The sequence below is a fragment of the Ramlibacter sp. genome (assembly GCF_036676645.1).
Taxonomy (GTDB): Bacteria; Pseudomonadota; Gammaproteobacteria; order Burkholderiales; family Burkholderiaceae_C; genus Ramlibacter.
Map to the genome: position 1 here is coordinate 170,491 of NZ_JAKFCM010000016.1, position 26,952 is coordinate 197,442.

The following is a 26,952-nucleotide window of genomic DNA, read 5'->3' on the forward strand; positions in this document are numbered from 1 at the left end:
GCGCCGCTGAGCCCGGCGGTAAGCTTCGCGCCGGATGACGTATTCGCTAGACACCCTCTCCAGCGGCGGCAGCGCCGCCGCCCCCCGACCCGCCGTCCGCTTCACCCACGAGATCGCCCTGGTGATCGGCGGCGCCGCCCTGCTGTTCTGGCTGCTGGCGCTGGCCAGCTACTCGCCGGGCGACCCCGCATTCTCGACTTCGGGCGACGGTTCGCCGATCGCCAACCTGGGCGGCCGGCTGGGTGCATCGCTGGCCGACGCCAGCTACTTCCTGCTCGGCTTCTCGGCCTGGTGGTGCCTGGCGGCGGGCCTGCGCGCCTGGCTGACCACGCTGGCGCGCTGGATGCGCGGCGGGGGGGAGGCGCCGCGCGGCTTCCTGGGCAGCCGGCTGGCCTTCTGGATCGGCCTGGCGGCGCTGCTGTGCGCCAGCACCGGGCTGGAGTGGTCGCGCCTGTACCGGCTGGAACAGCAACTGCCCGACCATGCCGGCGGTGCGCTCGGCTTCCTGGTCGGCCCGGCCGGCGTCCAGTGGCTGGGCTTTGCCGGCTCCGGCCTGGTGTTCGTGGCCGTCGGCGTGCTGGGCGCCGCGCTGGTGTTCCGCTTCTCGTGGGCCCACGTGGCCGAGCGCATCGGCGCGCGCATCGAATCGTTCATCGAATCGCGCCGCGAGAAGCGCGAGATCGCGCAGGACCTGGCGCTGGGCGTGCAGGCGGCGCGCGAACGGCAGGAGACGGTGCAGGAAGAGCGCACCGAGGTCGAACAGCACCATCCGACGCCGGTGCTGATCGAGCCCGTGCTGGTGGACGTGCCGCGCAGCGAACGGGTGGTCAAGGAGCGCCAGAAACCCCTGTTCAGCGAGCTGCCCGACAGCAAGCTGCCGCAGGTCGACCTGCTCGACGGTGCCCAGGCCCGGCAGGAGACGGTGTCGCCCGAGACCCTGGAGATGACCTCGCGGCTGATCGAGAAGAAGCTCAAGGACTTCGGGGTCGAGGTGCGCGTGGTGGTGGCCCAGCCCGGCCCGGTGATCACGCGCTACGAGATCGAGCCGGCCACCGGCGTGAAGGGCTCCCAGGTGGTCAACCTGGCCAAGGACCTGGCGCGCTCGCTGTCGCTGGTGTCGATCCGGGTGATCGAGACCATCCCGGGCAAGAACTACATGGCGCTGGAACTGCCCAACGCCAAGCGCCAGTCGATCCGGCTGTCGGAGATCCTCGGCTCGCAGGTCTACAACGAAGCCCGGTCGCTGCTGACGCTGGGGCTGGGCAAGGACATCGTGGGCAACCCGGTGGTGGCCGACCTGGCCAGGATGCCGCACGTGCTGGTGGCCGGCACCACCGGCTCGGGCAAGTCGGTGGGCATCAACGCGATGATCCTGTCGCTGCTGTACAAGGCCGAGGCGCGCGACGTGCGGCTGCTGATGATCGACCCCAAGATGCTGGAGATGTCGGTCTACGAGGGCATCCCGCACCTGCTGGCGCCGGTGGTCACCGACATGCGGCAGGCTGCGCACGGCCTGAACTGGTGCGTGGCCGAGATGGAGCGCCGCTACAAGCTGATGAGCAAGCTGGGCGTGCGCAACCTCGGCGGCTACAACCAGAAGATCGACGAGGCCAAGGCCAAGGAACAGTTCATCTACAACCCCTTCAGCCTCACGCCCGACAATCCCGAGCCGCTGGAGCGCCTGCCGCACATCGTGGTGGTGATCGACGAACTGGCCGACCTGATGATGGTGGTCGGCAAGAAGATCGAGGAACTGATCGCCCGGCTGGCCCAGAAGGCGCGTGCCGCCGGCATCCACCTGGTGCTGGCCACCCAGCGCCCCAGCGTGGACGTGATCACCGGCCTGATCAAGGCCAACATCCCGACCCGCATCGCCTTCCAGGTGTCCAGCAAGATCGACAGCCGCACCATCCTGGACCAGATGGGCGCCGAGGCGCTGCTGGGCATGGGCGACATGCTCTACATGGCCAGCGGCACCGGCCTGCCGGTGCGCGTGCACGGCGCCTTCGTCAGCGACGAGGAAGTGCACCGGGTGGTGGCCTACCTGAAGGAGCAGGGCGGCGAGCCCAACTACATCGAGGGCGTGCTGGAGGGCGGCACGGTCGACGACGAAGGCGGCGGCGACCTGCTGGGCGAGGGCGGCGGCGAGAAGGACCCGATGTACGACCAGGCGGTGGAGGTGGTGCTGAAGAACCGCAAGGCCAGCATCTCGCTGGTGCAGCGGCACCTGAAGATCGGCTACAACCGCGCGGCCCGATTGGTGGAGGACATGGAGAAGGCCGGACTGGTGAGTGCCATGAACGGCCAGGGCCAGCGCGAGATCCTGGTGCCCTCCCGGGCCGAGTAACGGCTGGTTGCGAACTTCCCCGCGGCTGGGCTGACCGAAGCAGGATGGCGCCTTCGCTCCACCTCCACCGACTTCGACATCGAATGCAGAAACTGCTTGCGCCCCTCGCCCTGGTGATTGCCGCCACGGCCGCCCACGCCGACGGACTGCAGGCCCTGGAGAAATTCATCAGGACCGCCCACAGCGGGCGGGCGGCCTTCACCCAGGTGGTGACCTCGCCGGCCAGGGACGGCGAGGCCGCGCGCAGCAAGACGTCCACCGGCACCTTCGCCTTCGCCCGGCCCAGCCGGTTCCGCTTCGAGTACCGCAAGCCCTTCCGCCAGACCCTGGTGGCCGATGGCCAGACGCTGTGGCTGTACGACGAGGACCTGAACCAGGTCACCGCCCGCAAGCAGCAGGCGATGCTGGGCAGTACGCCGGCGGCGCTGATCGCGGCGGCGCCCGACCTGGAGGCGCTGCGCAAGGACTTCGAACTGCAGGCCGCACCCGACCGGGACGGCCTGCGGTGGGTGCTGGCCACGCCGCGTTCGAAAGACGGCCAGCTCACGGCCGTGCGCATCGGCTTCCGCGGCGACGACCTCGCCGTGCTGGAGATCCAGGACAGCTTCGGCCAGAAATCGGTGATGAGCTTCGACCGACTGCAGCTGAACGTGCCGATCCCGGCCGGCACGTTCCAGTTCACGCCGCCCAAGGGCGCGGACGTGCTGCGGCAATAGGGCAACACGGCAACAGGGCAAGGGCAAGGGCAAGGGCAAGTCATTGCGGGCTTGACCCGCAATCCATCTCCCGGGCCCGATCTCCGCGCATGCGTGTTCGGCCGGCGGGAGATGGATCCTGGCCTTCGCCAGGATGACATGCACGGACCCGGATGACACGCACGGCCTGACCCGGGTCGCACCTCCGCCAGGCCCCCGGGGCTGCCCCTACACTCCCCCCGTGCCCGCCCCCCGTCCCGCCGATTCCACCCCCCTTGCCGAGCGACTTCGCCCGAAGTCGCTGGGCGAAGTCGTCGGCCAGCAGCACCTGCTCGGCGAAGGCATGCCGCTGCGGATCGCGTTCGAATCGGGGCAGCCGCACAGCTGCATCCTGTGGGGGCCGCCCGGCACCGGCAAGACCACCATCGCCCGCCTGATGGCGGACGCCTTCGACGCGCAGTTCATCAGCATCAGCGCGGTGCTGGGCGGCGTGAGGGACATCCGTGACGCCGTCGAGGCCGCGCAGAAGGCGCGCGACGGCCTGCAGCGGCAGCGCACCATCGTGTTCGTCGACGAGGTCCACCGTTTCAACAAGAGCCAGCAGGACGCCTTCCTGCCGCACGTCGAGTCGGGCCTGTTCACCTTCATCGGCGCCACGACGGAGAACCCTTCGTTCGAGGTCAACTCCGCGCTGCTGTCGCGCGCCGCCGTGTACGTGCTGCAGCCGCTGGGCGAAGCGGACCTCGAGCGCATCGTCGGCAAGGCGCAGGAGCTGGGCGCCATGCCGCAGCTGGAGGATGCGGCCCGCGACCGGCTGATCGCCTACGCCGACGGGGACGCGCGCCGCCTGCTCAACACGCTCGAAACCCTGGCCGTCGCGGCCGCCCGGGAACGCCTGGCGCAGGTCACCGATGCCTGGCTGCTCAAGGTGCTGGGCGAGCGCATGCGGCGCTACGACAAGGGAGGCGAGCAGTTCTACGACACCATCAGCGCGCTGCACAAGTCGGTGCGCGGCTCCGACCCCGACGCGGCGCTCTACTGGCTGGTGCGCATGCTCGATGGCGGCGCGGATCCGCGCTACGTCGCCCGCCGCATGATCCGCATGGCGGTGGAGGACATCGGCCTGGCCGATCCGCGCGCGCTGCGGCTGGCGCTGGATGCCGCCGAGACCTATGAGCGGCTCGGCTCGCCGGAAGGCGAACTGGCGCTGGCCGAGTGCGTGCTCTACCTGGCCGTGGCGCCCAAGTCCAACGCGGCGTACGCGGCCTACAAGGAGGCCGCCGCCCTGGTGCGCAAGGATGGCACCCGGCCGGTGCCGCTGCACCTGCGCAATGCGCCGACCCGGCTGATGAAGGATCTCGACTACGGCAAGGGTTACCGCTATGCCCACGACGAGGAGGGCGGATTCGCCGCCGGCGAGACCTACTTCCCGGAAGGCATGCCTGCGCCGCGGTTCTACCGTCCGGTGGAGCGCGGGCTGGAAATCCGCATTGCGGATAAGTTGCGGGAGCTGCGTGCGCTCAATGATCAGCGCCGCTGATGCCCCATGAATCGCCACAACGCCAGTGCATCAACACGGGAAAACCCGGGGCGATGCAGTCCCGGGACGCAGCGATCGCATCGCTAGAATTGTCGAGCTCTGACCCGCCCGCATGCGGGTTTTTTGCTAAATGGCGGACGTGCCCACGAGGCCGTCCCGCCTGCCATGAAGCCCGGCGCAAGAGCGGGCCCAACCGGCGCAAGACGCCCGGCCAAGAAACGGAGAACCTTTATGGAAATCCTGCTGCAGCAGATCATCAATGGTCTGGTCCTCGGCAGCATGTATGCCCTGATCGCCCTGGGTTACACCATGGTGTACGGCATCATCAACCTGATCAATTTCGCCCACGGCGAGGTGCTGATGGTGGGCGCGCTCACCAGCTGGACCATCATCGTCGCCATGCAGGAGTCCATGCCGGGGCTGCCCGGGTGGCTGATGCTGCTGGCCTCCACCCTCATCGCCTGCGTGGTCGCCGCCGCCCTGAACTACGCGATCGAGAAGATCGCCTACCGGCCGCTGCGCAACAGCCCCAAGCTCGCGCCGCTGATCACCGCCATCGGCATGTCGCTGTTGCTGCAGACGCTGGCGATGATCATCTTCAAGCCGAACTACAAGCCGTATCCCACGCTGCTGCCGGTCAAGCCGTTCGAAATCGGCGGCGCCGTGATCACCACCACCCAGATCATGATCCTGAGCCTCACCGCGATCTCGCTGGCGGTGCTCACCTACCTGGTGAACTACACCCGCCTCGGCCGGGCGATGCGCGCCACCTCGGAGAACCCGCGGGTCGCGGCCCTGATGGGGGTCAAGCCGGACATGGTGATCTCCGCCACCTTCGTCATCGGCGCGGTGCTGGCCACCATCGCCGGCGTGATGTATGCGTCCAACTACGGAACGGTGCAGCACACCATGGGCTTCCTGCCCGGGCTGAAGGCCTTCACTGCAGCGGTGTTCGGCGGAATCGGCAACCTCGCCGGCGCGGTGGTCGGCGGCATCCTGCTGGGGCTGATCGAAGCCATCGGTTCGGGCTACATCGGCGTGCTGACCGGCGGCGTGCTGGGCAGCCACTACGCCGACATCTTCGCCTTCATCGTGCTGATCGCGGTGCTGACCCTGCGGCCCTCCGGCCTGCTGGGCGAGCGCGTGGCCGACCGGGCCTGAGGAGCAGCCATGGATAAGCACAGGAAAAAGCTGCTCTGGATCGCCGGGGCCGTCGCACTGCTGGTGCTTCCGCTGCTGCTGCAGTGGATGGGCAACTTCTGGGTGCGCATCGCCGACTTCGCGCTGCTGTACGTGTTGCTGGCGCTCGGCCTGAACATCGTGGTCGGCTACGCCGGCCTGCTCGACCTGGGCTTCGTGGCGTTCTTCGCCATCGGCGCGTACATGTATGCGCTGATGGCGTCGCCGCACCTGTCGAACACCTTCGCCTGGTTCGCCGCGACGTTTCCGGAGGGGCTGCACACCTCGATGTGGCTGGTGTTGCCATTGGGCGCCCTGATCGCCGGCATCTTCGGCGCGATCCTGGGGGCGCCCACGCTGAAGCTGCGCGGGGACTACCTGGCCATCGTGACGCTCGGGTTCGGCGAGATCATCCGCGTCTTCCTGAACAACCTGGACCACCCGGTCAACCTGACCAACGGCCCCAAGGGGATCGGCCAGATCGACTCGATCACGCTGTTCAAGTTCGAATGGCTCGGCATTCCGGGTGTCAACCTCGGGCGCTTCATCGACATCGGCGACTTCCGCATCAACAGCGTCACGCTGTACTACTACATGTTCCTGGCGCTGTGCGTGATCAGCGTGGTCATCTGCCACCGGCTGGAGCTGTCGCGCATCGGCCGCGCCTGGATGGCGATCCGCGAAGACGAGATCGCCGCCAAGGCCATGGGCATCAACACCCGCAACATGAAGCTGCTGGCCTTCGCCATGGGCGCCACCTTCGGCGGCGTGTCGGGGGCCATGTTCGCCGCCTTCCAGGGCTTCGTCTCGCCCGAGTCGTTCAGCCTGATGGAGTCGGTGATGATCGTCGCCATGGTGGTGCTGGGCGGCATCGGCTACCTGCCCGGCGTGATCCTCGGGGCGGTGCTGCTGTCGGCGTTGCCCGAGGTGCTGCGCTGGGTCTCGGGCGTGATGGACCTGCAGTCCGTCACCGGCGGGCGGCTCGACCCGGCCATCCTGCGACAGTTGCTCATTGCGCTGGCCATGATCATCGTGATGCTGCTGCGCCCGCGCGGCCTGTGGCCGGCGCCGGAACACGGCAAATCGCTGCAGCAGGCGGGGCGTTGACCATGGCAGCCGATACCGTTCTCAACGTTGCCGGGATTTCCAAGCGCTTCGGCGGATTGCAGGCCCTGTCGGACGTCAGCCTGTCCATCGAGCGGGGCGAGATCTATGGCCTGATCGGCCCCAATGGCGCCGGCAAGACCACCTTCTTCAACGTGATCACCGGGCTGTACACCCCGGACAGCGGCACGTTCGAGCTTGCCGGCAAGCCCTACAAGCCCACGGCGGTGCACGAGGTCGCCAAGGCCGGCATCGCGCGCACGTTCCAGAACATCCGCCTGTTCGCGGACATGACGGCCCTGGAAAACGTGATGGTCGGGCGCCACATCCGCACCGGTTCCGGCTTGCTCGGCGCGATCTTCCGGACCCGTTCGTTCAAGGAAGAGGAGCAGGCCATCGCCAGGCGCGCGCAGGACCTGCTCGAATACGTCGGGATCGGCCGCTACGCGGACTTCAAGGCGCGCACGCTTTCCTACGGCGACCAGCGGCGCCTGGAGATCGCACGGGCCCTGGCCACCGATCCGCAGCTGATCGCGCTGGACGAGCCGGCTGCGGGCATGAATGCCACCGAGAAGGTGCAGTTGCGCGAGCTGATCGACCGCATCCGCCAGGACAACCGCACCATCCTGCTGATCGAGCATGACGTGAAGCTGGTGATGGGCCTTTGTGACCGCGTCACGGTGCTGGACTACGGCAAGCAGATCGCCGAAGGCACCCCGGCCGCCGTGCAGAAGAACGAAAAAGTGATCGAGGCCTACCTCGGAACGGGAGGCCATTGAGATGGCGGACGAAGTGCTCCTGAAAGTCAACGGCCTGAAGGTCGCCTACGGCGGAATCCAGGCCGTCAAGGGTGTCGATTTCGAGGTCCGCCAGGGCGAACTGGTCACCCTGATCGGCTCCAACGGCGCCGGCAAGACCACCACCATGAAGGCCATCACCGGGCTGCAGCCGATCAACGAGGGCGACATCCAGTACATGGGCCACAGCGTTCGCGGCCGCGGCGCCTGGGACATGGTCAAGCAGGGCCTGGCCATGGTGCCGGAGGGCCGCGGCGTGTTCATGCGCATGTCCATCACCGAGAACCTGTTGATGGGGGCGCACATCCGCAACGACAAGGCGGAGATCGCGGTCGACCTCGACAAGGTGTTCACCATCTTCCCGCGCCTGAAGGAGCGCAAGGACCAGCTCGCCGGCACCATGTCGGGCGGCGAGCAGCAGATGCTGGCCATGGGCCGCGCGCTCATGAGCCGGCCCAGGCTGCTGCTGCTGGACGAGCCCTCCATGGGCCTGTCGCCCATCATGGTCGACAAGATCTTCGAAGTGGTGCGCGAGGTGTACGCGCAGGGTGTCACCATGCTGCTGGTGGAGCAGAACGCCAGCCGCGCGCTGCAGATCGCCGACCGCGCCTACGTGATGGAGTCCGGGATCATCACCATGAGCGGCGACGCCCGCCAGATGCTCAGCGACCCCAAGGTGCGCGCCGCGTACCTGGGCGAGTAGGCCGGGCCTTCGCCCTCCGGGTGCCCCGCTCCCCTCGCGCCGTCAGTACCTGTATTGCAACCCCAGCCCCAGCGCCCGCACGGCTTCCCTCTCCCCACCGCCCAGGCGCAGCTCATGGCTGTCCAGCCCCAGCGTCGCCGACAGGCGCGGCGTGACGGCCATGCTCACCCCCGCCCCGAACGACACCCCGTAGGCGCCGTCCGGCCCGGCGGCCAGGGCCGGCGGCAGGCCGGCGCCCTGGTCCGGGTAGCCGTAGGTGGTGCCCAGCTTCCCGTACACCGAGAACCGGCTGCCGAACAGCGGCTGGCGGCCCACCAGGGCCAGGCTGAGGCCCTCGCGCCCCGAACCGGGCGCCAGGCGGTCGGTCGTGCCCAGGCGAAGCTGCGACAACTCCAGGTTCCACTGGAAGGCGGATGGCTGGCGCGCCTGCAAGGCAGCGCCCTCGGTGCCGCACGGCAGCAGCGAGGCGCCGCACCCGATGGTGAACTGGGCGCTCGACGGGTGGAGCCCGACCCGGTCCGGACCGGCGGAAGTGGGTGGTGCCCAGGGATCGGCCGAAGGCGAACGGAGCTGGGCATGGGCCGGCAGGCCGAGTGCCGCAAAGCCAAGTACCGCAGAGCCGAGGGCGAGGTATCCGGCAGCTTGCATGGCGATGCTCCTCCAGTGTTTCGCGTTGACACAATCTAGGAGCGATGTAGCTCGGCCGCTGTCAGAGAAACCGCACACGGCTTGTAGGACGTTACAGCCGCGCTGCGTTTTCCGTAGCGCCGGCGGCTGGCCGCGCGGGGCCGGCCGCGTTCAGCACGCAGCCGGCCGGCCCCGGCGGCCTGTTACCGGCAGAGACGATTGGCCGCTGGACCGTGGCCGGCGCGCGTCAGTCGACCTTGGCGCCCGAGGCCTTGACGATCTTCTCGTAGCGGGCCAGCTCCGACTTCATGAAGGCGGCGAACTGCTCGGGCGTGGTCGGCACCGGCTCGGCCATGAGGCCGGCGAAGCGGGACTTGGCCTCCGGCGATTGCAGCGCAGCGACGAACGCCTGGTTCAGGCGCTGGATGGTGTCGGCCGGCGTGCCGGCCGGCGCCACCAGCCCCCACCAGGTGTCGATGGAGAAGCCCTTGAGCGTTTCGGCCACCGGCGGCGCCTCCGGCAGGTTCGGCGAGCGCTGCAGCGTGGTGACCGCCAGCGCCTTGAGCTTGCCGGCGCGGATGTTGGGTGCCGCGGTGGCGAGGTTGTCGAAATTGAAGTCCACGTGCCCCGACAGCAGCGCCAGCTGCGCCGGATTGCCGCCGTTGTAGGGGATGTGCACCGCGAAGATGCCGGCATCGCGCTTGAACATCTCGCCGGCCAGGTGGCCGGCGCTGCCGTTGCCGCCGCTGCCGTAATTGAGCTTGGCCGGATTGGCCCTGGCGTAGCGGATCAGGTCGGCCAGCGTGTCGATCTTCAGGCGGGCCGCCGTGCCGGCGTTCATCACCAGCACGTTGGGCACGCGCACCATCTGCGTGATGGCCGCGAAGTCCCGGGCCGGATCGAACGGCATCTTGCCGAACAGCCAGGGGTTGATCGCATGGGTGGCGACCGCGGCGATGCCGATGGTGGTGCCGTCGGGCGCCGCCTTGGCGATGGCATCCGAGCCGATGTTGCCGCCGGCACCGGGCCTGTTCTCGATGATGACGGTGCCCAGCGTGTCCTTCACCCGCTCGGCCAGCACCCGCGACGTGATGTCCAGCGGGCCGCCGGGCGCATACGGCACGATCAGGCGGATCGGGCGCTGCGGCTGCGCGAAGGAGGGGAAGGCCGCGACGGCGGCGGCAGTGGAGAGGAGGAGGTGTCGGCGTTTCATGGGGCCCCTATTGTCGGCGACTCCATGGACTGCCCCGCCAAAGGAAAGCAGGAGTGGATATCTTCGGCCTAGCGTTGGCCGAACTCGATGGGCGTAAGTTCGAGCCTGCTCTCTTCGTCCTTCGTGACCAGGAAGTCGCGGGTCACATAAGGGACCGGCCGGCCCCAGAGCCGGGCCCATACCCGCGCGAGCAGGTGCGGATTCTCTACCTGCAAGGTCACGAATTCTCCCTCGCGGAGCGACTCGCGGGAACAGAGTGCGCGCCGGATTTCGGCAAGGGCAACTGGCTCTCGATGCATGGCCCTATGTTCACTCAGCTCCAGACAGTACGCTGTAGGAAAGAGCCTACGGCGGCTTGTCGTCAGGCCGGATCCGCGGGGATGTAGGGGCGCAGCGCACAGGCCAACCAGCGCGCATAGGTCTTGCGATCGTAATGGTGGTCGGCGCGACCCATCCGCTGCCAGCTGGCACGGACGACCCCGCCAGGACCGAGGCTGGCCGAACGGTCATCGAGGTGCGGTACCCCGAGGCGCGCGCACGCCGCCCCGACCTGCTCGTTGAATGCCAGAGTCAGTGCGGTGCGCTCGGCCTGGCTCTGAGTAACCTGCTTCCGGGTCGAGCCCACATCGTCCCCCGGGACGAAGTCGTCCGCCAAGGTGGGAAGCGGTGCGCCGATCACCACGAGCCGGTGGCGTGCGGCGACTCGCTCGATGAAGTCCGTATACCGCTTGGCCGCTTGCTCCATCAGCAGGCGCGGGTCCGCCTGCTGGCGGGCAGCCCGCATCCAGACGTTGTAGCCGGTGTCGACCTCGCCGAGGTTCAGGAGCACCAGGTCATGCGCTGCCGTGGCAAGGGCCTGCTCGAACCTGCTTCGCGCCTGGGTGGCGGCATTCGGGTTGGGCAACCCTGCCGCGGTGCCTCCGGGCACGTAAACGATGTCCCAGCGAACCTGCGGCAATGACCACATGAACCACCAGTGCTCGAACACGCGCACGTGCGAGTCGCCCAGCACCAGTACCGAATGCCGGGCTCGCCTGTCGCACCAGGCACGACAGACCCAGGCCAGCCGCATCCCCCAGTCACCCAGGGGTTCGACCACTCTCGGCGGGCGCCCTGTTTTCATCGGGTCCACACCTCAAGCAGGATGCGCACCTTCCGCGCCTGCCGGCGCCACCACCCGGTGCGCAGGCGCTCCAGCCTGCCACTGCCCTCCAGCGCATCGCGTTCGGCGGCGAGTTGGCGCAAGACGGCCATGCAGGTTGTGTAACCCTTGAGTTTCGGATCCCAGTAGATCGGGTATTTCAGCAATGTGCCGGCAACCAGCTCGTCCAGCGCAAGCTGCCGTCGGCGGCGTGCAAAGGCGGTGCCCTGCTCTGGCCCCAATACATCGTGGGTGAGCCCCCAGCCGGCGTAGAAGGGCTGTCCGTACACCACCACCTTCTTGCCCCGCAGCAGCGCGTCGAAGCCGGTGAGCGAGGTCATGGTGTGGACCTCGTCGCACACTTCCACGCAGCTGACCACCGACACTTGCGTTTCGACATAGTCGGCCCAGCGAAGCGCTTTTTCGAGCGCCAGGCGACCCCGCCGATTGCCGCTGGCCACGTCGGGGTGCGGCTTGTAGACGATGAAGGCGCCTGGGCAAGCCGCGCGCGTCGCCTTCAGCAAGCCGGCATTGGTGCGAACGCCGGCGCACCCCAGGCGGATCGAGGCGTCATCCTCTACCTGGCCGGGCACCAGCACGACCCGCTTCCCCGAGGTATTCCAGTGAGGCGCGCGCCGCGGCCCGAGGTTGTACTTGGTGAGGCCGTTCGCCACGATGAATTCGCGCACCGCACGGGCTTCGTCCAGCTCCTGTGCGGAGAAGCCAGCTGTGTTGAGCAAGTGCTCGAGCGAGCTGGGACGGGATGGGTCGAAGTAGATGCCCGTTCGATCCAGCACCAGGGAGCGCGGCGCGATCAGGTCGGAGCCGAGACCGACCGAGCGAACGAAGCCGTCCTCCACCCGCACGACTTCCGCCCAGCAGGCCTGCGCGAGTTCGACGCAACCAGTCGGTGGAACCGCGCCCCAGAACACCAGCCAGTCGCCGGGGCGAGGCTGCTGCCCGCGCGCGGCCTCCACATCCGGGACGAACAGAACGTCTGCCAGTGCCCCAGCCAGGATGGGCCGAAGGTTGGCCGCCTTCCAGCGACGAAACCCGATGCAGATCAGGCGCCTCGGCCCGTGCGGTCCACGCATGGACTGGGCCATCTGCTTCTGGCGGGCGAGCCACTCGATCACGTCGAAGATCGTGCCTCGCCGCCCCGTGACGGGATCCAGATAGCGGGTGTAGTCGAAGTACGCCGCTGCGAACAGCTCGGCGACCGTGCGCCGGCGGGTGCGTTGGGGGCAGGACTGGCGGTCGTCGGTGACGCCCCATCCCGCATACCACGGCAGGCCAAAGCAGGTGACCGGCTTGCCGGCTAGGAGCGCTTCGAAACCCATGGTGGAGCTGACGACGTACACGCGGTTCATGCGGCTCAGCAGGCTCAGGGGTTCTACCGCCTCGCGAAGCACGACGACGCGGCCTCCCGACTGGACCTTCTGGAAATAACCCGCCTTGCGCCCTGAGGTCACCTCGGGGTGCGTCTTGACGTACACCGTGGCGGCCGGGTTTTCCGCCAGTGCGGCTTCCAGCATGGCCGTGAACGTACGGGCGGAGGCCCGGCCCAGCGCCACGCTCATGTCGCCGGCAGTCTGGTCGACAACGAGCACCCGCTGTACGTCCTCATCTCGGACCAGGGCCTGTGCCGCGGAATCCTCCAGCCGCGGCGCGTGGTTGTACTTGCTCAAACCATGCGCCAGCACGAGCTCGCGAGCGCGCTGCACCTCGACCAGGCGGCCTTCCAGAAGGTCCGTAGCGGAGTTCAGCAGTTTCTCCAGCGCGCTCGGTCGGCTACTGTCGTAGTAGATGCCGAGTTCATCGACCACGATCGACAGTGGCGGATACAAAGCACCTGTGCCGAGCGATCGGAGAAAGCCGTCCTCGAGCGCGACGTAGGGCAGTGAACGCTCGACCGCGACCCTGCGCGCGCGATGTGTCGTCGGCCGGCATCCCCACCCCACGATGCCGGTCAGATCCCCCTCGTGCCTTGATGGAGCGCGCCAGAACCGCCAGACGGCCGGTTCGAGCCGGTGCTCCAGCAACTCCGGCAGGGTTGTCAGCTTCAGGATGCCGGCGGACGTGGTCCCCAAACGGGCATCAGGCCGCAGGCTCATCGCTATTCAGGTCATAGATCTGCAGCACGCCGACGACGGCGCCTTGTTCGTCTTTCACGACCAGGACGCTGATCTTATTGGCGCGCATCTCGGACTCGGCTTCCGAAAACCGCACGTTCGGCGCGATTGTTTTCGGGTGCCGGGTCATGATGTCCTGCGCTTGCAGCGAACGGAAGTCGCAATCCCGGTCGAATGCACGGCGCACGTCGCCGTCGGTAATGAGGCCGACGAGGTCGAAATCGCGCATCACCAGCGTCATCCCCAGTCTGCCCCGCGTAATCGCCTGCACGACGTCGCGGAACCGAGAATCGGGCCGGCAGATCGGCAGGTTTTCCTTGTGCATCACATCGGCCACCCGCGTGAGCAGTCTGCGGCCCAGGCTGCCGCCGGGGTGGAAGCGGGCGAAGTCCTCTGGCTGGAACTGCTTTTCATTCGAAAGCGCGACGGCGAGTGCATCACCCATCACGAGCGTGCACGTGGTGGAGCTTGTCGGTGCCAGGTTGTTGTTGCAGGCCTCGCGACTGACGCTGACGTCCAGGACAACGTCCGCATGCCGCCCGAGCGTGGAACCGGGCTTTCCGGTCATGGCGATGACCTTGTTGGCCTGGTGTTCCAGGAAAGGAAGAAGGCGAAGGACTTCTTCCGTTTCGCCGGAGTTGGAGATCAGCAGGACCACGTCGATGGGCCGGATCATGCCCAGGTCGCCATGGAAGGCCTCTCCGGGATGGACGAAGAAGGCCGGCGTTCCCGTGGAAGCCAAAGTGGCGGCGATCTTCTGGCCGATGATCCCGGACTTGCCCATCCCGACCACGACCACCCGGCCGCGCATGTTCAGCACGATGTCGACGGCCTCTTCGAAGCCGTCGTCCAGGCGATTGCGCATGGACTGCAGTTCGTCGACCTCGAGCGCCAGCACCTTCCGGGCGACGTCCAGTACCTTCCCCATTTTTCTTCCTCTGATCTCGTTCGGTTAGCCGCTGGCGGCGTTGAAAGTCTTACTGGGCGATGCCGCGCATCACACGGGCGAACCCCTGGGCGGATCGGAACACTTCCGACTTGCCCTGTGCGAGCAGGATCGCGTCTGCCAACTCGCGCAGCGCGCCCCCGCCCCCGCGGGCATCGAGCACGCCGGTGGCCTGCGACTTCACATAGGAGGGAGCGTCCGCTACCGCATACGACATGCCGCAGGCAGAGAAGGCCGGCAAGTCGATGCTGTCGTCACCGACGCAGACCACCTGTCGAGCCGACACCTGCGCCCGATCCATCAAAGCCCGGCAGGCGGCGCCCTTGTCCTTCACTCCGAACTGGTGAAGCGTGATGCCCAGATCGGCAACCCGTTTCCTGAGCGCTGGCGAGTCCCGTCCGGAGAGGACGGCGACACGGACGCCGTTTTCCTCGAGCAAACGAATGCCGAGTCCGTCGCGGACGTGGAAGCGCTTGAGGCATTCACCGCTCTCGTCGTAGTAGATGCCCCCATCGGTAAGCACACCGTCCACGTCGGTGATAACCAGCCTGATCCCAGCCAATCGAGGCTTCTGCCCGACCTCCTGACCGGCCATGATGGCCCGAACGTGCTGAAGGCAGGCGTCGGTGTCCACCCCTGGGCCGGTCGGCGACACCTCGAACACCCGGATGCGGATGCCCGCGGCCAGCAGGCGAAGTTGCTCCAGCTTCTCGGCCTGCTCCAGCGCGGAAGGAGCGAGGGCGGCGAACGAGGCGAGGACTTCCCTGCGATAGGCGTATATACCGACGTGCTTCAGGTACGAACGCCATTGTTCGCCGTCATCGCGCACGAAGGGAATGGCCGCCCGGCTGAAGTACAGGGCATCGCCGGAGTCCGCGAGGACCACTTTGACGGAGTTCGGATTACCGGCCTCGGCTCGGCCGATCGGGTGGCACAAGGTGCCGACCTGCAGCGACGGGTCTGCTGCAAGGCCGTCCACGAGTGTTTCGATATCTGCGGGCCGCACCAGGGGCTCATCGCCTTGCAGGTTGATGTAGACGTCCGCATCCACGTGCCGCATCACTTCAACCAGCCGGTCGGTTCCCGACGGATGCTCGGGCGAAGTCATGATGCAGGCACCCTCGAATCCGCGTACTGCAGTTGCGACGCGCTCGTCGTCAGTCGCTACCACGACGTGCTGCACATAACGAACTTGGCACGCCCGCTCATAGACGTGCTGCACCATCGGCTTGCCCAGGATGTCGGCCAGCGGCTTGCCTGGCAGGCGCGAAGAACCGTAGCGCGCGGGAATGACGATGGCCGTGCGGGGGCGGCGTTCGCTGGACATCAGAGTCAATTGCTCAATCGATCTGCAAGGGCTCGAACGACTTCACCAGATCGTCGATGGCCTTGACCTGCTTCAGGAACGGCTCCAACTGATCCAGCGGCAGCGCGCTCGGGCCATCACACTTCGCCTCGTTGGGGTTCGGATGCGCCTCCAGGAAGAGGCCCGCTAGACCGACCGCCATGCCAGCTCGGGCCAGTTCCGCCACCTGCTGGCGCCGCCCGCCCGAAGCTGCCCCCATCGGGTCGCGTTGCTGCAAGGCATGCGTCACGTCGAAGATGATGGGGAGATCGCCCGTCACCTTCTTCATGACGCCGAAGCCGAGCATGTCCACGACCAGGTTGTCGTAGCCGAAGCACGTGCCGCGGTCACAGAGAAGCAGCTTGTCGTTTCCCGCCTCCTTGAATTTCTCGACGATGTTAGCCACCTGCGAGGGGCTTAGAAACTGGGGCTTCTTGATGTTGATGACGCGACCGGTCTTCGCCATTGCGACGACCAGATCCGTCTGCCGCGCCAGAAACGCCGGGAGTTGCAGGACATCGACCACTTCGGCCAAGGGTTGCGCCTGCCACGGCTCGTGAATATCGGTGATGACCGGAACGCCGAACTCGGCTTTGACCGTTTGAAATATCCGGAGCCCTTCGTCTAGGCCGACGCCGCGGAACGAGTGGATGGAAGAGCGGTTGGCCTTGTCGAAGCTGGCCTTGAAGACGTATGGGATGCCCAGTTTGCGGGTGACGCGCACGTACTCCGCGGACGCGCGCATGGCGGAATCAAGGTCCTCGAGGACGTTGATTCCGCCGAACAGCGTGAAAGGCGAACTGTTTGAGAGCGTATATTGAAAAGCTTTGTATTGCATGGGAGCTGGCGCCGCGGTGATCCCCCGTTTAGTTCGCCGCCGCGTACTGCCTGTGTCAGTGTCGGCGTGCTGGTTCAATTAGTGAATTGCGCTTCGAGTCTTGATGCATTGGATGCTGCCAACATAGGTTCCGACTTGGTGCCGGTGCGGTTGACAAGGGACAGTCCGGCTCCGCGGATGGCAGCTTCGAACTTTTCAAGAACTTCGAGGTACCGCTCGTGAAAGTGAGCAACCGCCTCCGGGCCCAGGTGTTTCTCCAATGCGGCACGGCAGCCGATCTCCTCGAACTCCTGCAGGCTACAGGAGGGAATGCCGTGATACGAGGCGAGTTCAAGTACTCGCGCGTCGTCGTAGAGGATTAGCGCGGGGACTCCAACCTGCAGGGCCGCCACGCCGCCATGAATGCGGTCGCCTGCGAACACATCGAATCCGGTGTATGCCTGGCGCCATGCAGTCGCATCGGCGAACGAATAGTAGCGTGAGAATGGGACCGTCACCTTGAGCTTCATCTCAAGGTATTCGCTCATCACAGCATGACTAAACGTTTGAGTGGCCTCATCGTACAGCCCCTCCTGATCCAGAAGCTCCTTGTAACGCGCAACTTCCCCTTGGAAGACATAGGCTGGTGACATTCCCCGGAATCCCCGAATCAGACGATGTATCCGGCTCCGCGGGTGACTTGTCAGCGACATATGACCAGCAGTGATCACACGTGCTGGCTGCTCTGGGGATCTGACAGAAAGTACGTTTCGCGGGTAGGCGAACATGCTAGGGCAGCCCAGTGCAATTGCGTTCCGAATTCCGATGGACTCGAGCCAAGCTCGGGTTTTATCGCCTCGAACGCCGAAGATAACGGCCTTCTGGTCCAACACTTGAACGAGTTCAAGGATGTCGGTGGAAAGGGAGGAGGCGTCCCCAAGCGGCAGGTCATCCTGAAGCCCCACTCCGAAGCAGTAAATGGGTATCGACAGGTCGCGCAGGAGCTCTGCGATCCCCGGTTCTGTTGCCCCCACGCGCAAGACGTTCGACATAGTGATAACCAACCCATCGAAGCTGGCGTTGAGCATCTCCGCTGTGGGTCTGGGTCCTCCTGCCTGGGCAATCGTTCTCAGGAGATGAATCTGGCTCGAGCGCGCGCGGTCGAAGCGCAGCATCTGGATCATCGCCATCCGGTGGATCATGTTGCCCGAGTTCCCTACCAAGGCGTCGGCGGCGAGGTGATCGCGGAGAGTCGAGCCGCAGGAAACGGGGACGCCACTCTGGAACGGCAGTGGCGTCGCGGGGAGATGGACCGCCTGCGCAGCGCGATAGAAGGCCAGCCTCATCAAGAACCTCGTAGGTAAAGTTCAAGGAAGCTTCCTATTACTTGAGCGACGATGCTGTCTTTCACGTGCGCTCCGTCCTTCTTCCAGGCGAGTTCAGGCTTCGACATCGTCACTAGTTCGTAAGAAGGGAAGTAGTCGACGTTGTCGAACTTCAGCGCCACGGCTCGTGCAGCAGAGAGCAGCGTCGCCTTCGAGTAGCTGTTCGCGCATACGACGTCCATTTGCGTGTACGTGCCGCTCAGCGGAACTGGCGACACGGTCAACAGGATCTTTGCGAGGCCTTGCGTGAGGCTGCCAATTATTTGGACGATCTCTGTCAGTACGCCCTGAACGGAAGCCGCGTCTGCATTGAAAAAGCTGAATCTGTCGCCGTGACGGGCGGTCTGGCGGGCGCCGGCCGGCGAGCGATTTGTGAAGACCTGATCACGATTGTCGAACCACGCTTCGGTATACCCGAGTGTGATTACGCAGACGTCGGCCTGTGGAAGCTGCTGGTAGGTTCGCAACAACTGCTCCCGAACTGCCAGCAGCTCCTCGCGGTTGAGGTATCGTAGTCCAGCCATCAACATGTCGCACCACGACTCTCCTGCATCATCCACTTGGAGGGCCGCCACCGACTGCCAATCATTGCGCTGCGCGAACTTGATCAGGTCAAGCATCGAGTGGGGCGTATACGCATTTAAGGCGCTGTTCCGGTTATCGGGGCCTTCGGCCGTGTAAAAGCCGCCGGGGATACGGCAGACCGTATTAAGTACGTCGATACCTTGTGAAATGAGCGCCCGTTCGACGTTTCGAGCGAAGCATGACCCGATAGTGAAGAAACGGTCAGTTCTCTTCAAAGAAAACTTCGGCGTGTGCTTGATGTCCGGGAAATCATGGTTGTGTACCCGTTCATAGCCAGATTGCCCATTGTCCTTTAGGTTTGGATAGCTACGCGCCTTATTGCTGGTGATGTTTTGCCAAGCGGTCGAGAACGGTTGCATTTCGCCAATCATGGGTGTTCCTTTGGGGAGGGGAGTACTAGTCTTGCCCTGCGTTCAGATTCGCACGGAAGAAGTTCGGTGTCGCTCGCAGGATGTGGTCAAAAGACGTGGGCAAGGGATTTCAGCGGTTTGAAACGGGAATCAGCGAAGAATGCGCGCGGATTGTTCAAGAGCTTGTTCCACTTCTTCTTGGCACGCCCCGTCTGAAGGGGGGCGGATGCGACAACTGACTCTTTCCCGGACTGACTCGAAGCGGCTCCTTCCCTCAAAACGGTCCCCGCGCTCGATGCAGCTGCCGCGTAGCGATAACGATCGAAAAGGAAGGAATTCCAGGAGATCGCCGCAGTCTTGTTGTCCGAGAACTCAATGGGGGCGGAACCGGGCCAGCGAAGCTGCGTGAAGGCGATGTCCGTAGTGGCGGTCATGTTCGATCCGTCGGGAAGCTTGACGGCCTTCGTGGCGAAGCTCCCGAAGGAGTAGATTTTCGTAAGAAGATGGTTATAGAAGCGCAAGACATCTTCCTGTTCCGGTACTTTCGGCGCGCGCAGGAACTGAATCACTGCTTCTCGCGAGCTCACGACAGCGTTCAAGGTGTCATGCTGGTAGAACGCTTTGCCGGCAAGCATAGTGGGAAGGCCCCATGCCATCGCGAGCACACCTACCCCTGAGTTGAAGGTGAGTACGGCAGCCGAGATGTCAAGCAGATCTTTGATGTGAACGTCGTTTGCATAGACGCACCGCTCATCCAGATCAAAGTCCAACTCCTCTAGCGGGTGGCGCTTAACGACGATCCGCCAGCTTGGCGGTATCGACCTCGATACGTCGCGAACGAGGTCAACGAACTCGGTGTACCCGCCCAAGGCGCCCACAAAGAAGCGCGTAACGGTATCGCCTGGCCTTTGGAATGGGACGAACAGAATCTTCTCGCCCTTGCGTATGCCAAGCTTCCTGCGGGCCCAGTCGCCACCGCGGCGTTGGGCCTGTGCCTCAAGAGCGTCGTCGCTGTTCTGCAGCGATCGAATGTAGGAGATCGTGCGTGCTCGCTCGTCCTCGGTAATAGAACCCCCCCATTTGGCCCATGTGTACATGTCTCCGTCGACGAGAAAGCCTGTTGGGTCGAAGAAACAGGAGTTGGGCAAGGCGCCACGCTCGCAGATGATGTACGGGATGCCCGCAGTTCGCGCCTCGTGGTAAAGCTCGAGCATTCGATCGTCAAGGTAAGGATTATGGAATACCACGCGCTCGATTTGATGCTCCAACACGAATGACGCAAGGTCGCGTTCACCGCTGAGAAGTTGGCTGTCCGGGTCAATTACTGTTCCGAGCAACGGCTGCACATCGCGGGCGAACGTGAAGGCGTTGCGTCTAAGAAGCAGAGTTCGCCCCCGCGACATGTCGGGGAGGGCATCCGGTTCCGAGCGACTGTCGACGAACTCCTTCATCTTCCTTTCGAAAAGGCGCCGGTTGTAGTCACCCCGCTCCATGTACGTGCCCCCTTTTGAGACGGGGTGCCAAGCGTGGAAGAGCACGACGCCTTTGTAAAGGAGCATGTCTCCGAAGAGCCGGTACGGGGCCTTCCAAGTGGCGTACTCGAGAATGGAAGAAAAATTGTATTTCTGAGTTTGCCAGTCCTTCGGAGTCGGAAAAAAGTTCAGGTGTCGGATCATACGAGTGTTGCACTCGAGGTCCTCGTATCCCCAACCCTCGAAATCACGGCTATTTCCTCCTCGGGTCAGATACCAATGGCGGTTGTATAAGTTGGCCGAAGTGCCCGACGACACCTTTTCGATGGTGTCTTTGTCGTTTAGCCACGCCATATGCAGGAACTTCCTCGCACGTTTGGAGGGCTCCGTTATATGGAAAGCGCGTGTACCCTCTTGAGTTAAGAACACATACGGAACCATCAGGAACTTCTTGACGTCTTGATCAAGCCCCTGAATGTCCACTTCATCCAGAAGGGCACGGTAGAAGCCCGGATAGGGCATCAGGTCGACGTCTTGCATGAAGACGTAAGTGGACGTGGCGTACATCGCACCGTAGTTGCGGCAACGGCCAACCGAAAACTCACGCAAGGAACTTTCGATTCGGATATAACCGATCTGCAGTTCAGCACACTTCTTTCGGATAGGCTCCGCCTGCTCCTGAAGCGATCCGTCGTCGATTACAAGAAATCCAACCTCGGGGGGAACGTCGGTGTCCAGCCGGATGAACTCGAGCCGCTCGATCGCGTCTTCCCGTTCGGTGCTCAGTCGCATTGGAATGATGCACGTTAACCGCTTGTGCGCGGGTATCTTGGAAACTAGGACTCGCATAGTTGATGCCTGTGAAATTGTGTACTTCTACAGCCCGAAGACCACCCCAGCCGTGATGGCGATCTGTGAGAGGATTTTGGTGATGTCAAGCGCAAACTGCCGGTTCTTCTCATCCACCTTCGGCAACACCAGCACCTGATCGCCGGGATTTACCATGGGACCGTTGCTCAACTTTGAAGCGTCCGCCTGTAAGAAGCTGCCGTCGCGGCGTGCGACCACGACGCGCGAGTTGTCGGCGTTCTGGGTGAAGCCGCCGGCGCGTTGGATGTAGTCCTGCAGCCCGAGCGAGCTTTCGTGGGCCACCGCATTGGGAAAGAGCACTTCGCCGCTCACCAACACTAGGCCGTCCCGAGTGGGGATGCGAATGATGTCGCCGTTCTCCAGCAGCAGGTCCCCTTTGTTCGCATTCTGTGCCACCAGCACCTGTCCTAGAGGCTCGATGCTCCGGGCGCGTTCGACCCACTGCAGCGTGAGGTTCGCTTCGTCGGTGCGCAGTCGCGCCTCGTCGCTACTGCCACTGCGGGCTGTGAGCAGTGCGGTCTCCAGGCTGCGCAAGCTGGCGTCCAGCATCTCGCGCTGGCGCTGCTTTACGCTCTGGCGGAACAACTGCACGTTCTGCTGTTCCGAGCGGTCGTTGAATTCGACGCGCTTGAGCAGATCGCCCAATCTCGCGCCGTACGGCAGCACGTATTCCTGCGGGCTCTGGTGTTCGCCCTCGACCCGTACAGTGATGGTGCCGGGCTTCTTGTCCGCGGTGAATTCGAGTTCGTCGCCGTCGATCAGTGTCACCGTACTGGCCGCGCTTAGCGCGTAGTACTCGGTGTTGCGCACCGTGCCCGTGTTCCGCACCACCCGCACGTGTGTGGCGGCAGCCAGCGGCCTGGCCAGCGCGATCAGGTCCGCTACGTTGCGACTGGGACCGCTGAACTCGAAGCGCTTCGGATTGGCTGCCAGGCCGGCGACCTTGACGGTGCCCTGCCGGGCGGGAACGAAGATGACGTCCCCGGTGGCCAGCTGGATGGACGGGATGCGGCCTTGCAGCAGGAAGTCATACAGGTTGACCTTGCCGCGCAGCAGCCCATTGCGCTGCACCTGCACCTCCAGGAACGTGCCTCGCTCCGGATCGATGCCACCTGCCTGGTCCAGGTAGTGCAGCAGGCTGTCCATGCTCGTGCCGCCATAGAGGCCCGGGCGGACGACGAATCCGCTGACGAACACGCGCACGGGCTGCGCTTCAGCCAGGCTGGCATAGCTGAAGACGTTGGCCCGGTACACTCGTCGCACGGCCGTTTCCACGGCGGGCTGCAGCTGCGCATTGCGCACGCCGCGCACCTGCACAGGGCCGACGTTCGGCAGGAAGATGTTGCCCTGCGGGTCCACCACCAGCGGCGCGTTGAAGTCGAACGCGCCCCACAGCCGCACCTGCACGGTATCTCCCGTCGCGATCAGGTAGTCCGGGTTGAAGAGGGTCGGCCCTTGCTGGGCAAATGTCCCGGTGAACAGCTGCGCGCCGAATACCTCGCTGGCTGCTGCCGCCGTTGCCGCCGGCGCGGAGGTCTTGATCGTTGTCGGTTCGCTCGCTGAAGCGGGCTGGACTGGGGCCTCGTTGGAGACTCCCGGTCTACTCGAGGACGGATACAGCGACTGCGGCTGGTTGGCCGCGGCACTCGGCAGGCGTCGCGGGCTGACGGCGCTGGACGCACTGTCGCGCGTTTGCTGCTGGAGCAGGCGTTGGAGGTCTTGCGGCGAACCCTGGGCCCCTGCAGCGAAGTGCAGGAGCAGGGCCACGATCACCGGGAGGGCATTCGGTCGCATGGGTTCAGTCCTTGTGGTCGCGGACGATCGCCAGCAGCAACTGCAGCACGCCAGCGATCAGGAGCGCGGCGAGCGCATACACGAGGGCGTTGTAGAAGCGGCGAGGGCGAAGCGGGTGTTCCGGCAGGTTCGCGGACTGCAGCACCTGCACCTGCTTGAGTGTGCGCGTGGCATCCACACGTCCGCGCTCCAGCGCCACGAGCGCGGTGTTCAGCATCTGCTGGGCGAACTCCGCCTCAAGCTGCAGGCGCTGGAACTCTTCGACAGTCTTGTTCAGCGTGGCACCTTGCGGTGCGGCCAGTCGGGCCCGCTCTTGCTTGAGCTGGGTCTCGATGGCGGCGATCTGCGCGTTGACCTCGGAGACCTGAGGCGCGGTCGGCTGCAGGAACGAGAGCAAACCGGTGCGCCGGGTCTGTAATTCGGCGAGCTGGCCTTCGAGACGGGCCACGATGGCAGCGATGTTCTCCGCCGTCGCTTGTGGCGACACCATGCCCTTGCGGTTCTGGTAGGCGAGCACCGCGGAACGGGAATCCAGCACTCTCTGCCCGAGTTGCTCCGCCTGCTGCTCCAGGAACCGAAGTTGTTCCCGCGCGAGCTGGTGCCCCAGGCCATTCATGTGGCGCTCGCCTTCGGCCAGCAGGGCGGCGCTTATGTCGCGCGCCATCTCGGGCGTGTAGGCCTGGGCTCCGATCACGAGCACGCCCGAGAACTCGTCGAGTTCGATGTTGACGCGGGACTGGAAGTACTCGTGCAGCGATTCGATTGGCGCGTCGGTATCCCATAGTCGCGACAACCAGTCGCCGTGCGTTGCGTAGTGGTCACGCAGCTTCAGCTTCGCCTCCAGCTTCTTGAGCATGTCGACGGAGCGGAGGTGGTCGCGCAGCAGCAATTGGTCGGGCCGGTGGCCGCCCGTGGCGCTGCCGATCATGCTGGCGAAGTCCATGGTCTGGCCGCCGGAGAGTTCCGAGCGCTCCAGCACCACGCGCGCCTCGGACACATAGCGGTCGGCCGCGATCAACAGCCAATAGATCGTGCTGAGTACCACGAAGACCGCGGCAGGCCAAAGCACGGGAGAGCGCTGCCAGGACGGCAGCCGGTGCAGGAAACTCATTGGGAAATGCTGTGCTCGTACGCCTCGATCGCGTCGCCGATGCGGTCGAACCATTGCACCTGGCCTTCGTGCAGCCAGATGCCGGCCTGGCAGAACTTCTTCAGGGTCGACGTGTTGTGCGACACCATGATGAGGCCGGCCTTTTCGACCATGTCCCGGAATGCCTTGCCAGCCTTTGCCTTGAAGGAGGCGTCGCCGGTGGCCGTGATCTCGTCGGAGATGTAGACGTCGAACTCGAAAGCCAGCGACAGCGCGAACTGCAAGCGCGCCTTCATGCCCGAGGAATAGGTCTTCACCGGCTCGTCGAAGTAGCGGCCGAGGTCGGCGAAGGACTGGATGCGGTCCAGGGCTTCGGGAATTTGGTCGCCCTGGCCGTGCAGGCGGCAGATGAATTTGGCGTTCTGCCGCCCGGTCAGGGTGCCCTGGAGGCCGCCGCCGAAGCCCATGGGCCAAGACACCCGGCAGTTGCGGCGCACCTGGCCGCGGGTGGGCTGGTCCACGCCGCCGATCAGCCGCAGCAGCGTCGACTTTCCCGCACCGTTGCGCCCGAGCAGCCCGACGTTGGCCGTCCGCGGGATGGTCAGGTTCACCCCGCGCAGCACCCAGGGACCCACCCCATGGTCGGTCTGGTAGCGCTTGTGGAGGTCGATGACTTCGATCACAGCGCCAGCAATCGGTTGCGGAAGCGCACGTGCAGCGCCAGTCCGAAGAAGATAAGGAAGAGCGCCGATCCCAGCAAATAGGCCAGGCTCAGGCCGGGAGCATCGTGGTAATAGTTGGAGAGGCTGGATCTCAGCCCCTCGATCCCGTGCGCGAGCGGGTTGAGCATCAGCCACTCGCGCCACGGGTACGGGATGGCGGCCAACGGGAAGACCACGCCGGAAACCAGCATCAGCGGCGTCATCAGCATGTCCAGGATGTTGGCCAGTTCAGGGGCCAGCTCGCTGGCCACCGAGACGACCAGCGACCAGCCGACCGCCAGCAGCCAGATCCCCGCCACGGATGCCAGCACTTCCAGGGGCGCGTGCAGGGTCATTGGCGTTCCCAGCAGGGCGAGCGTGCCGATCATCAGCACGGCCAGCAGCGCCATGAGGAATCCTTCCAGCACGCAGCGCACCAGCACCGTGTCGGCAGGCCGGACCTGGCGGTAGGTGAAGAGCGCCAGGTTGGCGCCGATGGCGGCCGAGCCCTGACTGGCCGTCCGCTTGAACAGGAAAAAGGCGAGCATGCCGGCCGCCAGCCAGAACACCACGTCCATGCCGCCAATCACCCGGGTGCGCAGGAGCCCAAATACGAGGAGCATGAAGCCGATGTGGGCGGCGGGCTCCAGCAGCAGCCACGCGAAGGCGCCCCGCCGCGAGAAAAGCCTTGCGACGGCTTCGCGCAGCAGCAGGGCATGCCATGCCGCCAGCGTGATGCGCCAAGCGGACCTTTTTCTCACATCGGGCCCCGTTCCGCAGTCCACAGCAGCGGCTCGCTGGCTCGCCCGTACACATTGCAGTGCACCTGCGTGAGTGCGATCAGCTGCTGGAGGAAATCACGGGCGCACTCGTGGTCGGGCGGGCAGGATTCCGTCCAGAACCGATCCAGGGGGCCATCGAAGTAGAGCCCTGGCCGCTTGTAGACGGCATCGCCGAGAACCGCGACCGGCTTGTTACGTGCAAGGGCCTGCAGGCCCACCGTGCTGTTGATCAGCACGACGCCGCGGGCATGTTCGACGAGGGTCGGCGTGTGTCCCTCGACCAGGTGCACGACCCTGCCCCTGACGCCGTGCCGCGCGGCCTGCTTGGCAATCTGCTGCGAATAGGAAGGGCCGCCACGCGAATGTGGGTGGATCTTGAAGACCAGGCGAGTGCCCGTGGGCGCATGCCGAGCGAAGGAGTCGATCACCTCCGAGATGAATGCGGTGATCTGCGGATAGGGGCTGTGGTGCGTGATCTGCGAATCGCCCTCGTGCTGCAGCGGCACGAAGAAATACGGGGCTTTCCGCAGACGGCTGGCGGCTATCTTGTCGCCGAGCAGGTGCAGGTGCTTGCGGGTCCACGACCAGAGCCAATAGCGCGTGTGCTGCCAGACATCGGTGGACCGGTGATGACGGTAGGTCTTGGATAGGGGCTCGTCCCAATGCTGGGCCCAGTAGTGCCGGCAAGCGTAGCCGGCCATGTACCAGAACTGCCCCCGGGTGGAAGCGGGCCTTCTCGTCTTCACGACGGGGCCGGGGGCAAAGGGATCCCACTCATACCGGTCCAAGGTTCGCGACAACGCATTCACGCCGTCGAATTCCATGGTCACGAAGCCGGGGCGCACGTAGCCTTCTTCCAGCACGATGGCAGCGACGCCGCGCGCGCGCGCACGCTCCAGGGCGGCCGAGTGGTGTTTCCTGGACTGGCCGAAGAGCACCACGGTGTCGATCCCGAACTGATCGACCAGGGCATCGAAGAAGCCCGGCCATTCGGCGGCATTTCCCCCGAATCGGATCGGCGAGCAGGCACGGCAATCCCTGACGTCGCCAGGCTGGAAGGCCACGCGGTGCACGGCCGCGCCGCAGCCGATCAGCCAACGGGTCAGGCGATCAAAAAAAGGCCCTACGGGCCCCTGCAGGAGAAGAACGCCTCGCGCTCGGGCGAGGTGCTGCAGGGCAGGGTTGCCGGGGACCCGTGCAGGGTCGAATTGCTGTTCAGGCTCAGCCTGAAATCCACCGCTTGTAGCGGAGTTCATCCGGGCCATGCGAGCCCCTCCAATACTTATTTATTACAGACCCTCAGGCCCCGTTACGTCTTGTTTCCTGAAGAGTTTACT

The 26,952-nt window shown here is 65.1% G+C and carries 23 protein-coding genes; 7 read left to right on the forward strand and 16 right to left on the reverse strand.

The window, feature by feature from the left end:
* Positions 1-34 precede the first annotated feature (34 nt).
* The 7 genes from V6M57_RS03020 (at position 35) to V6M57_RS03050 (ending at position 8,365) form a co-directional block, all read left to right on the forward strand.
* Positions 35-2,347 (forward strand): DNA translocase FtsK, encoded by a 2,313-nt coding sequence (locus V6M57_RS03020; RefSeq protein WP_332813492.1) that lies wholly within the window; start codon positions 35-37, stop codon positions 2,345-2,347.
* 83 nt (positions 2,348-2,430) lie between these two features.
* A complete protein-coding gene (gene lolA / locus V6M57_RS03025; protein WP_332813493.1) occupies positions 2,431-3,063 on the forward strand; it encodes an outer membrane lipoprotein chaperone LolA in 633 nt (210 codons plus the stop codon).
* A 220-nt stretch (positions 3,064-3,283) separates the two neighbouring features.
* Positions 3,284-4,582 carry a replication-associated recombination protein A gene (locus V6M57_RS03030; RefSeq protein ID WP_332813494.1) on the forward strand — a complete coding sequence of 433 codons (1,299 nt, stop codon included), beginning with the start codon at positions 3,284-3,286 and terminating at the stop codon, positions 4,580-4,582.
* Between the two features lie 231 nt (positions 4,583-4,813).
* Positions 4,814-5,743: a branched-chain amino acid ABC transporter permease gene (locus V6M57_RS03035; RefSeq protein ID WP_332813495.1), complete on the forward strand. Its 930-nt coding sequence runs from the start codon at positions 4,814-4,816 to the stop codon at positions 5,741-5,743.
* 9 nt (positions 5,744-5,752) lie between these two features.
* The gene (locus tag V6M57_RS03040) at positions 5,753-6,868 is read left to right on the forward strand and encodes a branched-chain amino acid ABC transporter permease (protein WP_332813496.1); all 1,116 of its coding nucleotides are present in this window, start codon (positions 5,753-5,755) and stop codon (positions 6,866-6,868) included.
* 2 nt (positions 6,869-6,870) lie between these two features.
* Positions 6,871-7,644 carry an ABC transporter ATP-binding protein gene (locus tag V6M57_RS03045; RefSeq protein ID WP_332813497.1) on the forward strand — a complete coding sequence of 258 codons (774 nt, stop codon included), beginning with the start codon at positions 6,871-6,873 and terminating at the stop codon, positions 7,642-7,644.
* Position 7,645: 1 nt separating this feature from the next.
* Positions 7,646-8,365, forward strand: a complete 720-nt coding sequence (locus V6M57_RS03050; RefSeq protein WP_332813498.1) for an ABC transporter ATP-binding protein — start codon at positions 7,646-7,648, stop codon at positions 8,363-8,365.
* A gap of 42 nt (positions 8,366-8,407) precedes the next feature.
* On the opposite strand, the gene V6M57_RS03055 is transcribed toward V6M57_RS03050, so the two are convergent.
* From V6M57_RS03055 to V6M57_RS03130, 16 genes are all read right to left on the reverse strand, one after another.
* The gene (locus V6M57_RS03055; protein WP_332813499.1) at positions 8,408-9,013 is read right to left on the reverse strand and encodes an outer membrane protein; all 606 of its coding nucleotides are present in this window, start codon (positions 9,011-9,013) and stop codon (positions 8,408-8,410) included.
* A 226-nt stretch (positions 9,014-9,239) separates the two neighbouring features.
* Positions 9,240-10,205 (reverse strand): Bug family tripartite tricarboxylate transporter substrate binding protein, encoded by a 966-nt coding sequence (locus V6M57_RS03060; RefSeq protein WP_332813500.1) that lies wholly within the window; start codon positions 10,203-10,205, stop codon positions 9,240-9,242.
* 68 nt (positions 10,206-10,273) lie between these two features.
* Positions 10,274-10,426 (reverse strand): hypothetical protein, encoded by a 153-nt coding sequence (locus V6M57_RS03065; RefSeq protein ID WP_332813501.1) that lies wholly within the window; start codon positions 10,424-10,426, stop codon positions 10,274-10,276.
* 140 nt (positions 10,427-10,566) lie between these two features.
* Positions 10,567-11,304 carry an SGNH/GDSL hydrolase family protein gene (locus tag V6M57_RS03070; protein WP_332813502.1) on the reverse strand — a complete coding sequence of 246 codons (738 nt, stop codon included), beginning with the start codon at positions 11,302-11,304 and terminating at the stop codon, positions 10,567-10,569.
* 20 nt (positions 11,305-11,324) lie between these two features.
* The gene (locus tag V6M57_RS03075; RefSeq protein WP_332813503.1) at positions 11,325-13,460 is read right to left on the reverse strand and encodes a capsular polysaccharide biosynthesis protein; all 2,136 of its coding nucleotides are present in this window, start codon (positions 13,458-13,460) and stop codon (positions 11,325-11,327) included.
* On the reverse strand, positions 13,444-14,406 hold the full coding sequence (locus V6M57_RS03080; protein WP_332813504.1) for a KpsF/GutQ family sugar-phosphate isomerase: 963 nt from the start codon (positions 14,404-14,406) through the stop codon (positions 13,444-13,446). The genes V6M57_RS03075 and V6M57_RS03080 overlap by 17 nt, the downstream gene beginning before the upstream one ends.
* Positions 14,407-14,455: 49 nt before the next feature.
* Positions 14,456-15,751 (reverse strand): 3-deoxy-manno-octulosonate cytidylyltransferase, encoded by a 1,296-nt coding sequence (kdsB, locus tag V6M57_RS03085; protein ID WP_332813505.1) that lies wholly within the window; start codon positions 15,749-15,751, stop codon positions 14,456-14,458.
* Between the two features lie 13 nt (positions 15,752-15,764).
* The gene (gene kdsA / locus V6M57_RS03090; protein ID WP_332813506.1) at positions 15,765-16,607 is read right to left on the reverse strand and encodes a 3-deoxy-8-phosphooctulonate synthase; all 843 of its coding nucleotides are present in this window, start codon (positions 16,605-16,607) and stop codon (positions 15,765-15,767) included.
* Positions 16,608-16,681: 74 nt separating this feature from the next.
* The gene (locus tag V6M57_RS03095) at positions 16,682-17,932 is read right to left on the reverse strand and encodes a polysaccharide pyruvyl transferase family protein (RefSeq protein ID WP_332813507.1); all 1,251 of its coding nucleotides are present in this window, start codon (positions 17,930-17,932) and stop codon (positions 16,682-16,684) included.
* Positions 17,932-18,927 carry a GSCFA domain-containing protein gene (locus tag V6M57_RS03100; RefSeq protein WP_332813508.1) on the reverse strand — a complete coding sequence of 332 codons (996 nt, stop codon included), beginning with the start codon at positions 18,925-18,927 and terminating at the stop codon, positions 17,932-17,934. The genes V6M57_RS03095 and V6M57_RS03100 overlap by 1 nt, the downstream gene beginning before the upstream one ends.
* Before the next feature lie 86 nt (positions 18,928-19,013).
* Positions 19,014-21,227 carry a capsular polysaccharide export protein, LipB/KpsS family gene (locus V6M57_RS03105; RefSeq protein WP_332813509.1) on the reverse strand — a complete coding sequence of 738 codons (2,214 nt, stop codon included), beginning with the start codon at positions 21,225-21,227 and terminating at the stop codon, positions 19,014-19,016.
* Positions 21,228-21,254: 27 nt separating this feature from the next.
* On the reverse strand, positions 21,255-23,042 hold the full coding sequence (locus tag V6M57_RS03110; RefSeq protein WP_332813510.1) for a polysaccharide biosynthesis/export family protein: 1,788 nt from the start codon (positions 23,040-23,042) through the stop codon (positions 21,255-21,257).
* A gap of 4 nt (positions 23,043-23,046) precedes the next feature.
* The gene (locus V6M57_RS03115; protein WP_332813511.1) at positions 23,047-24,153 is read right to left on the reverse strand and encodes a chain-length determining protein; all 1,107 of its coding nucleotides are present in this window, start codon (positions 24,151-24,153) and stop codon (positions 23,047-23,049) included.
* Entirely contained in the window at positions 24,150-24,815 is a 666-nt protein-coding gene (locus V6M57_RS03120; protein WP_332813512.1) for an ABC transporter ATP-binding protein, read from the reverse strand. Before V6M57_RS03120 ends, V6M57_RS03115 begins: the two co-directional genes overlap by 4 nt.
* A complete protein-coding gene (locus V6M57_RS03125; RefSeq protein ID WP_332813513.1) occupies positions 24,812-25,594 on the reverse strand; it encodes an ABC transporter permease in 783 nt (260 codons plus the stop codon). The genes V6M57_RS03120 and V6M57_RS03125 overlap by 4 nt, the downstream gene beginning before the upstream one ends.
* Complete coding sequence (locus V6M57_RS03130) at positions 25,591-26,880, reverse strand: capsular biosynthesis protein (RefSeq protein ID WP_332813514.1); 1,290 nt, start codon at positions 26,878-26,880, stop codon at positions 25,591-25,593. The genes V6M57_RS03125 and V6M57_RS03130 overlap by 4 nt, the downstream gene beginning before the upstream one ends.
* Between the last annotated feature and the right edge of the window lie 72 nt (positions 26,881-26,952).

What these genes read in the sequence shown, in the direction of transcription:
- V6M57_RS03055 (WP_332813499.1), bottom strand. Translation starts at nt 9,013, where the DNA reads ATGCAAGCTGCCGGATACCTCGCCCTCGGCTCTGCGGTACTTGGCTTT.
- V6M57_RS03035 (WP_332813495.1), top strand. Translation starts at nt 4,814, where the DNA reads ATGGAAATCCTGCTGCAGCAGATCATCAATGGTCTGGTCCTCGGCAGC.
- V6M57_RS03045 (WP_332813497.1), top strand. Translation starts at nt 6,871, where the DNA reads ATGGCAGCCGATACCGTTCTCAACGTTGCCGGGATTTCCAAGCGCTTC.
- V6M57_RS03020 (WP_332813492.1), top strand. Translation starts at nt 35, where the DNA reads ATGACGTATTCGCTAGACACCCTCTCCAGCGGCGGCAGCGCCGCCGCC.
- V6M57_RS03050 (WP_332813498.1), top strand. Translation starts at nt 7,646, where the DNA reads ATGGCGGACGAAGTGCTCCTGAAAGTCAACGGCCTGAAGGTCGCCTAC.
- V6M57_RS03080 (WP_332813504.1), bottom strand. Translation starts at nt 14,406, where the DNA reads ATGGGGAAGGTACTGGACGTCGCCCGGAAGGTGCTGGCGCTCGAGGTC.
- V6M57_RS03110 (WP_332813510.1), bottom strand. Translation starts at nt 23,042, where the DNA reads ATGCGACCGAATGCCCTCCCGGTGATCGTGGCCCTGCTCCTGCACTTC.
- kdsB (WP_332813505.1), bottom strand. Translation starts at nt 15,751, where the DNA reads ATGTCCAGCGAACGCCGCCCCCGCACGGCCATCGTCATTCCCGCGCGC.
- V6M57_RS03115 (WP_332813511.1), bottom strand. Translation starts at nt 24,153, where the DNA reads ATGAGTTTCCTGCACCGGCTGCCGTCCTGGCAGCGCTCTCCCGTGCTT.
- V6M57_RS03095 (WP_332813507.1), bottom strand. Translation starts at nt 17,932, where the DNA reads ATGAGGCTGGCCTTCTATCGCGCTGCGCAGGCGGTCCATCTCCCCGCG.
- lolA (WP_332813493.1), top strand. Translation starts at nt 2,431, where the DNA reads ATGCAGAAACTGCTTGCGCCCCTCGCCCTGGTGATTGCCGCCACGGCC.
- kdsA (WP_332813506.1), bottom strand. Translation starts at nt 16,607, where the DNA reads ATGCAATACAAAGCTTTTCAATATACGCTCTCAAACAGTTCGCCTTTC.
- V6M57_RS03100 (WP_332813508.1), bottom strand. Translation starts at nt 18,927, where the DNA reads ATGATTGGCGAAATGCAACCGTTCTCGACCGCTTGGCAAAACATCACC.
- V6M57_RS03060 (WP_332813500.1), bottom strand. Translation starts at nt 10,205, where the DNA reads ATGAAACGCCGACACCTCCTCCTCTCCACTGCCGCCGCCGTCGCGGCC.
- V6M57_RS03130 (WP_332813514.1), bottom strand. Translation starts at nt 26,880, where the DNA reads ATGGCCCGGATGAACTCCGCTACAAGCGGTGGATTTCAGGCTGAGCCT.
- V6M57_RS03105 (WP_332813509.1), bottom strand. Translation starts at nt 21,227, where the DNA reads ATGCGAGTCCTAGTTTCCAAGATACCCGCGCACAAGCGGTTAACGTGC.
- V6M57_RS03040 (WP_332813496.1), top strand. Translation starts at nt 5,753, where the DNA reads ATGGATAAGCACAGGAAAAAGCTGCTCTGGATCGCCGGGGCCGTCGCA.
- V6M57_RS03075 (WP_332813503.1), bottom strand. Translation starts at nt 13,460, where the DNA reads ATGAGCCTGCGGCCTGATGCCCGTTTGGGGACCACGTCCGCCGGCATC.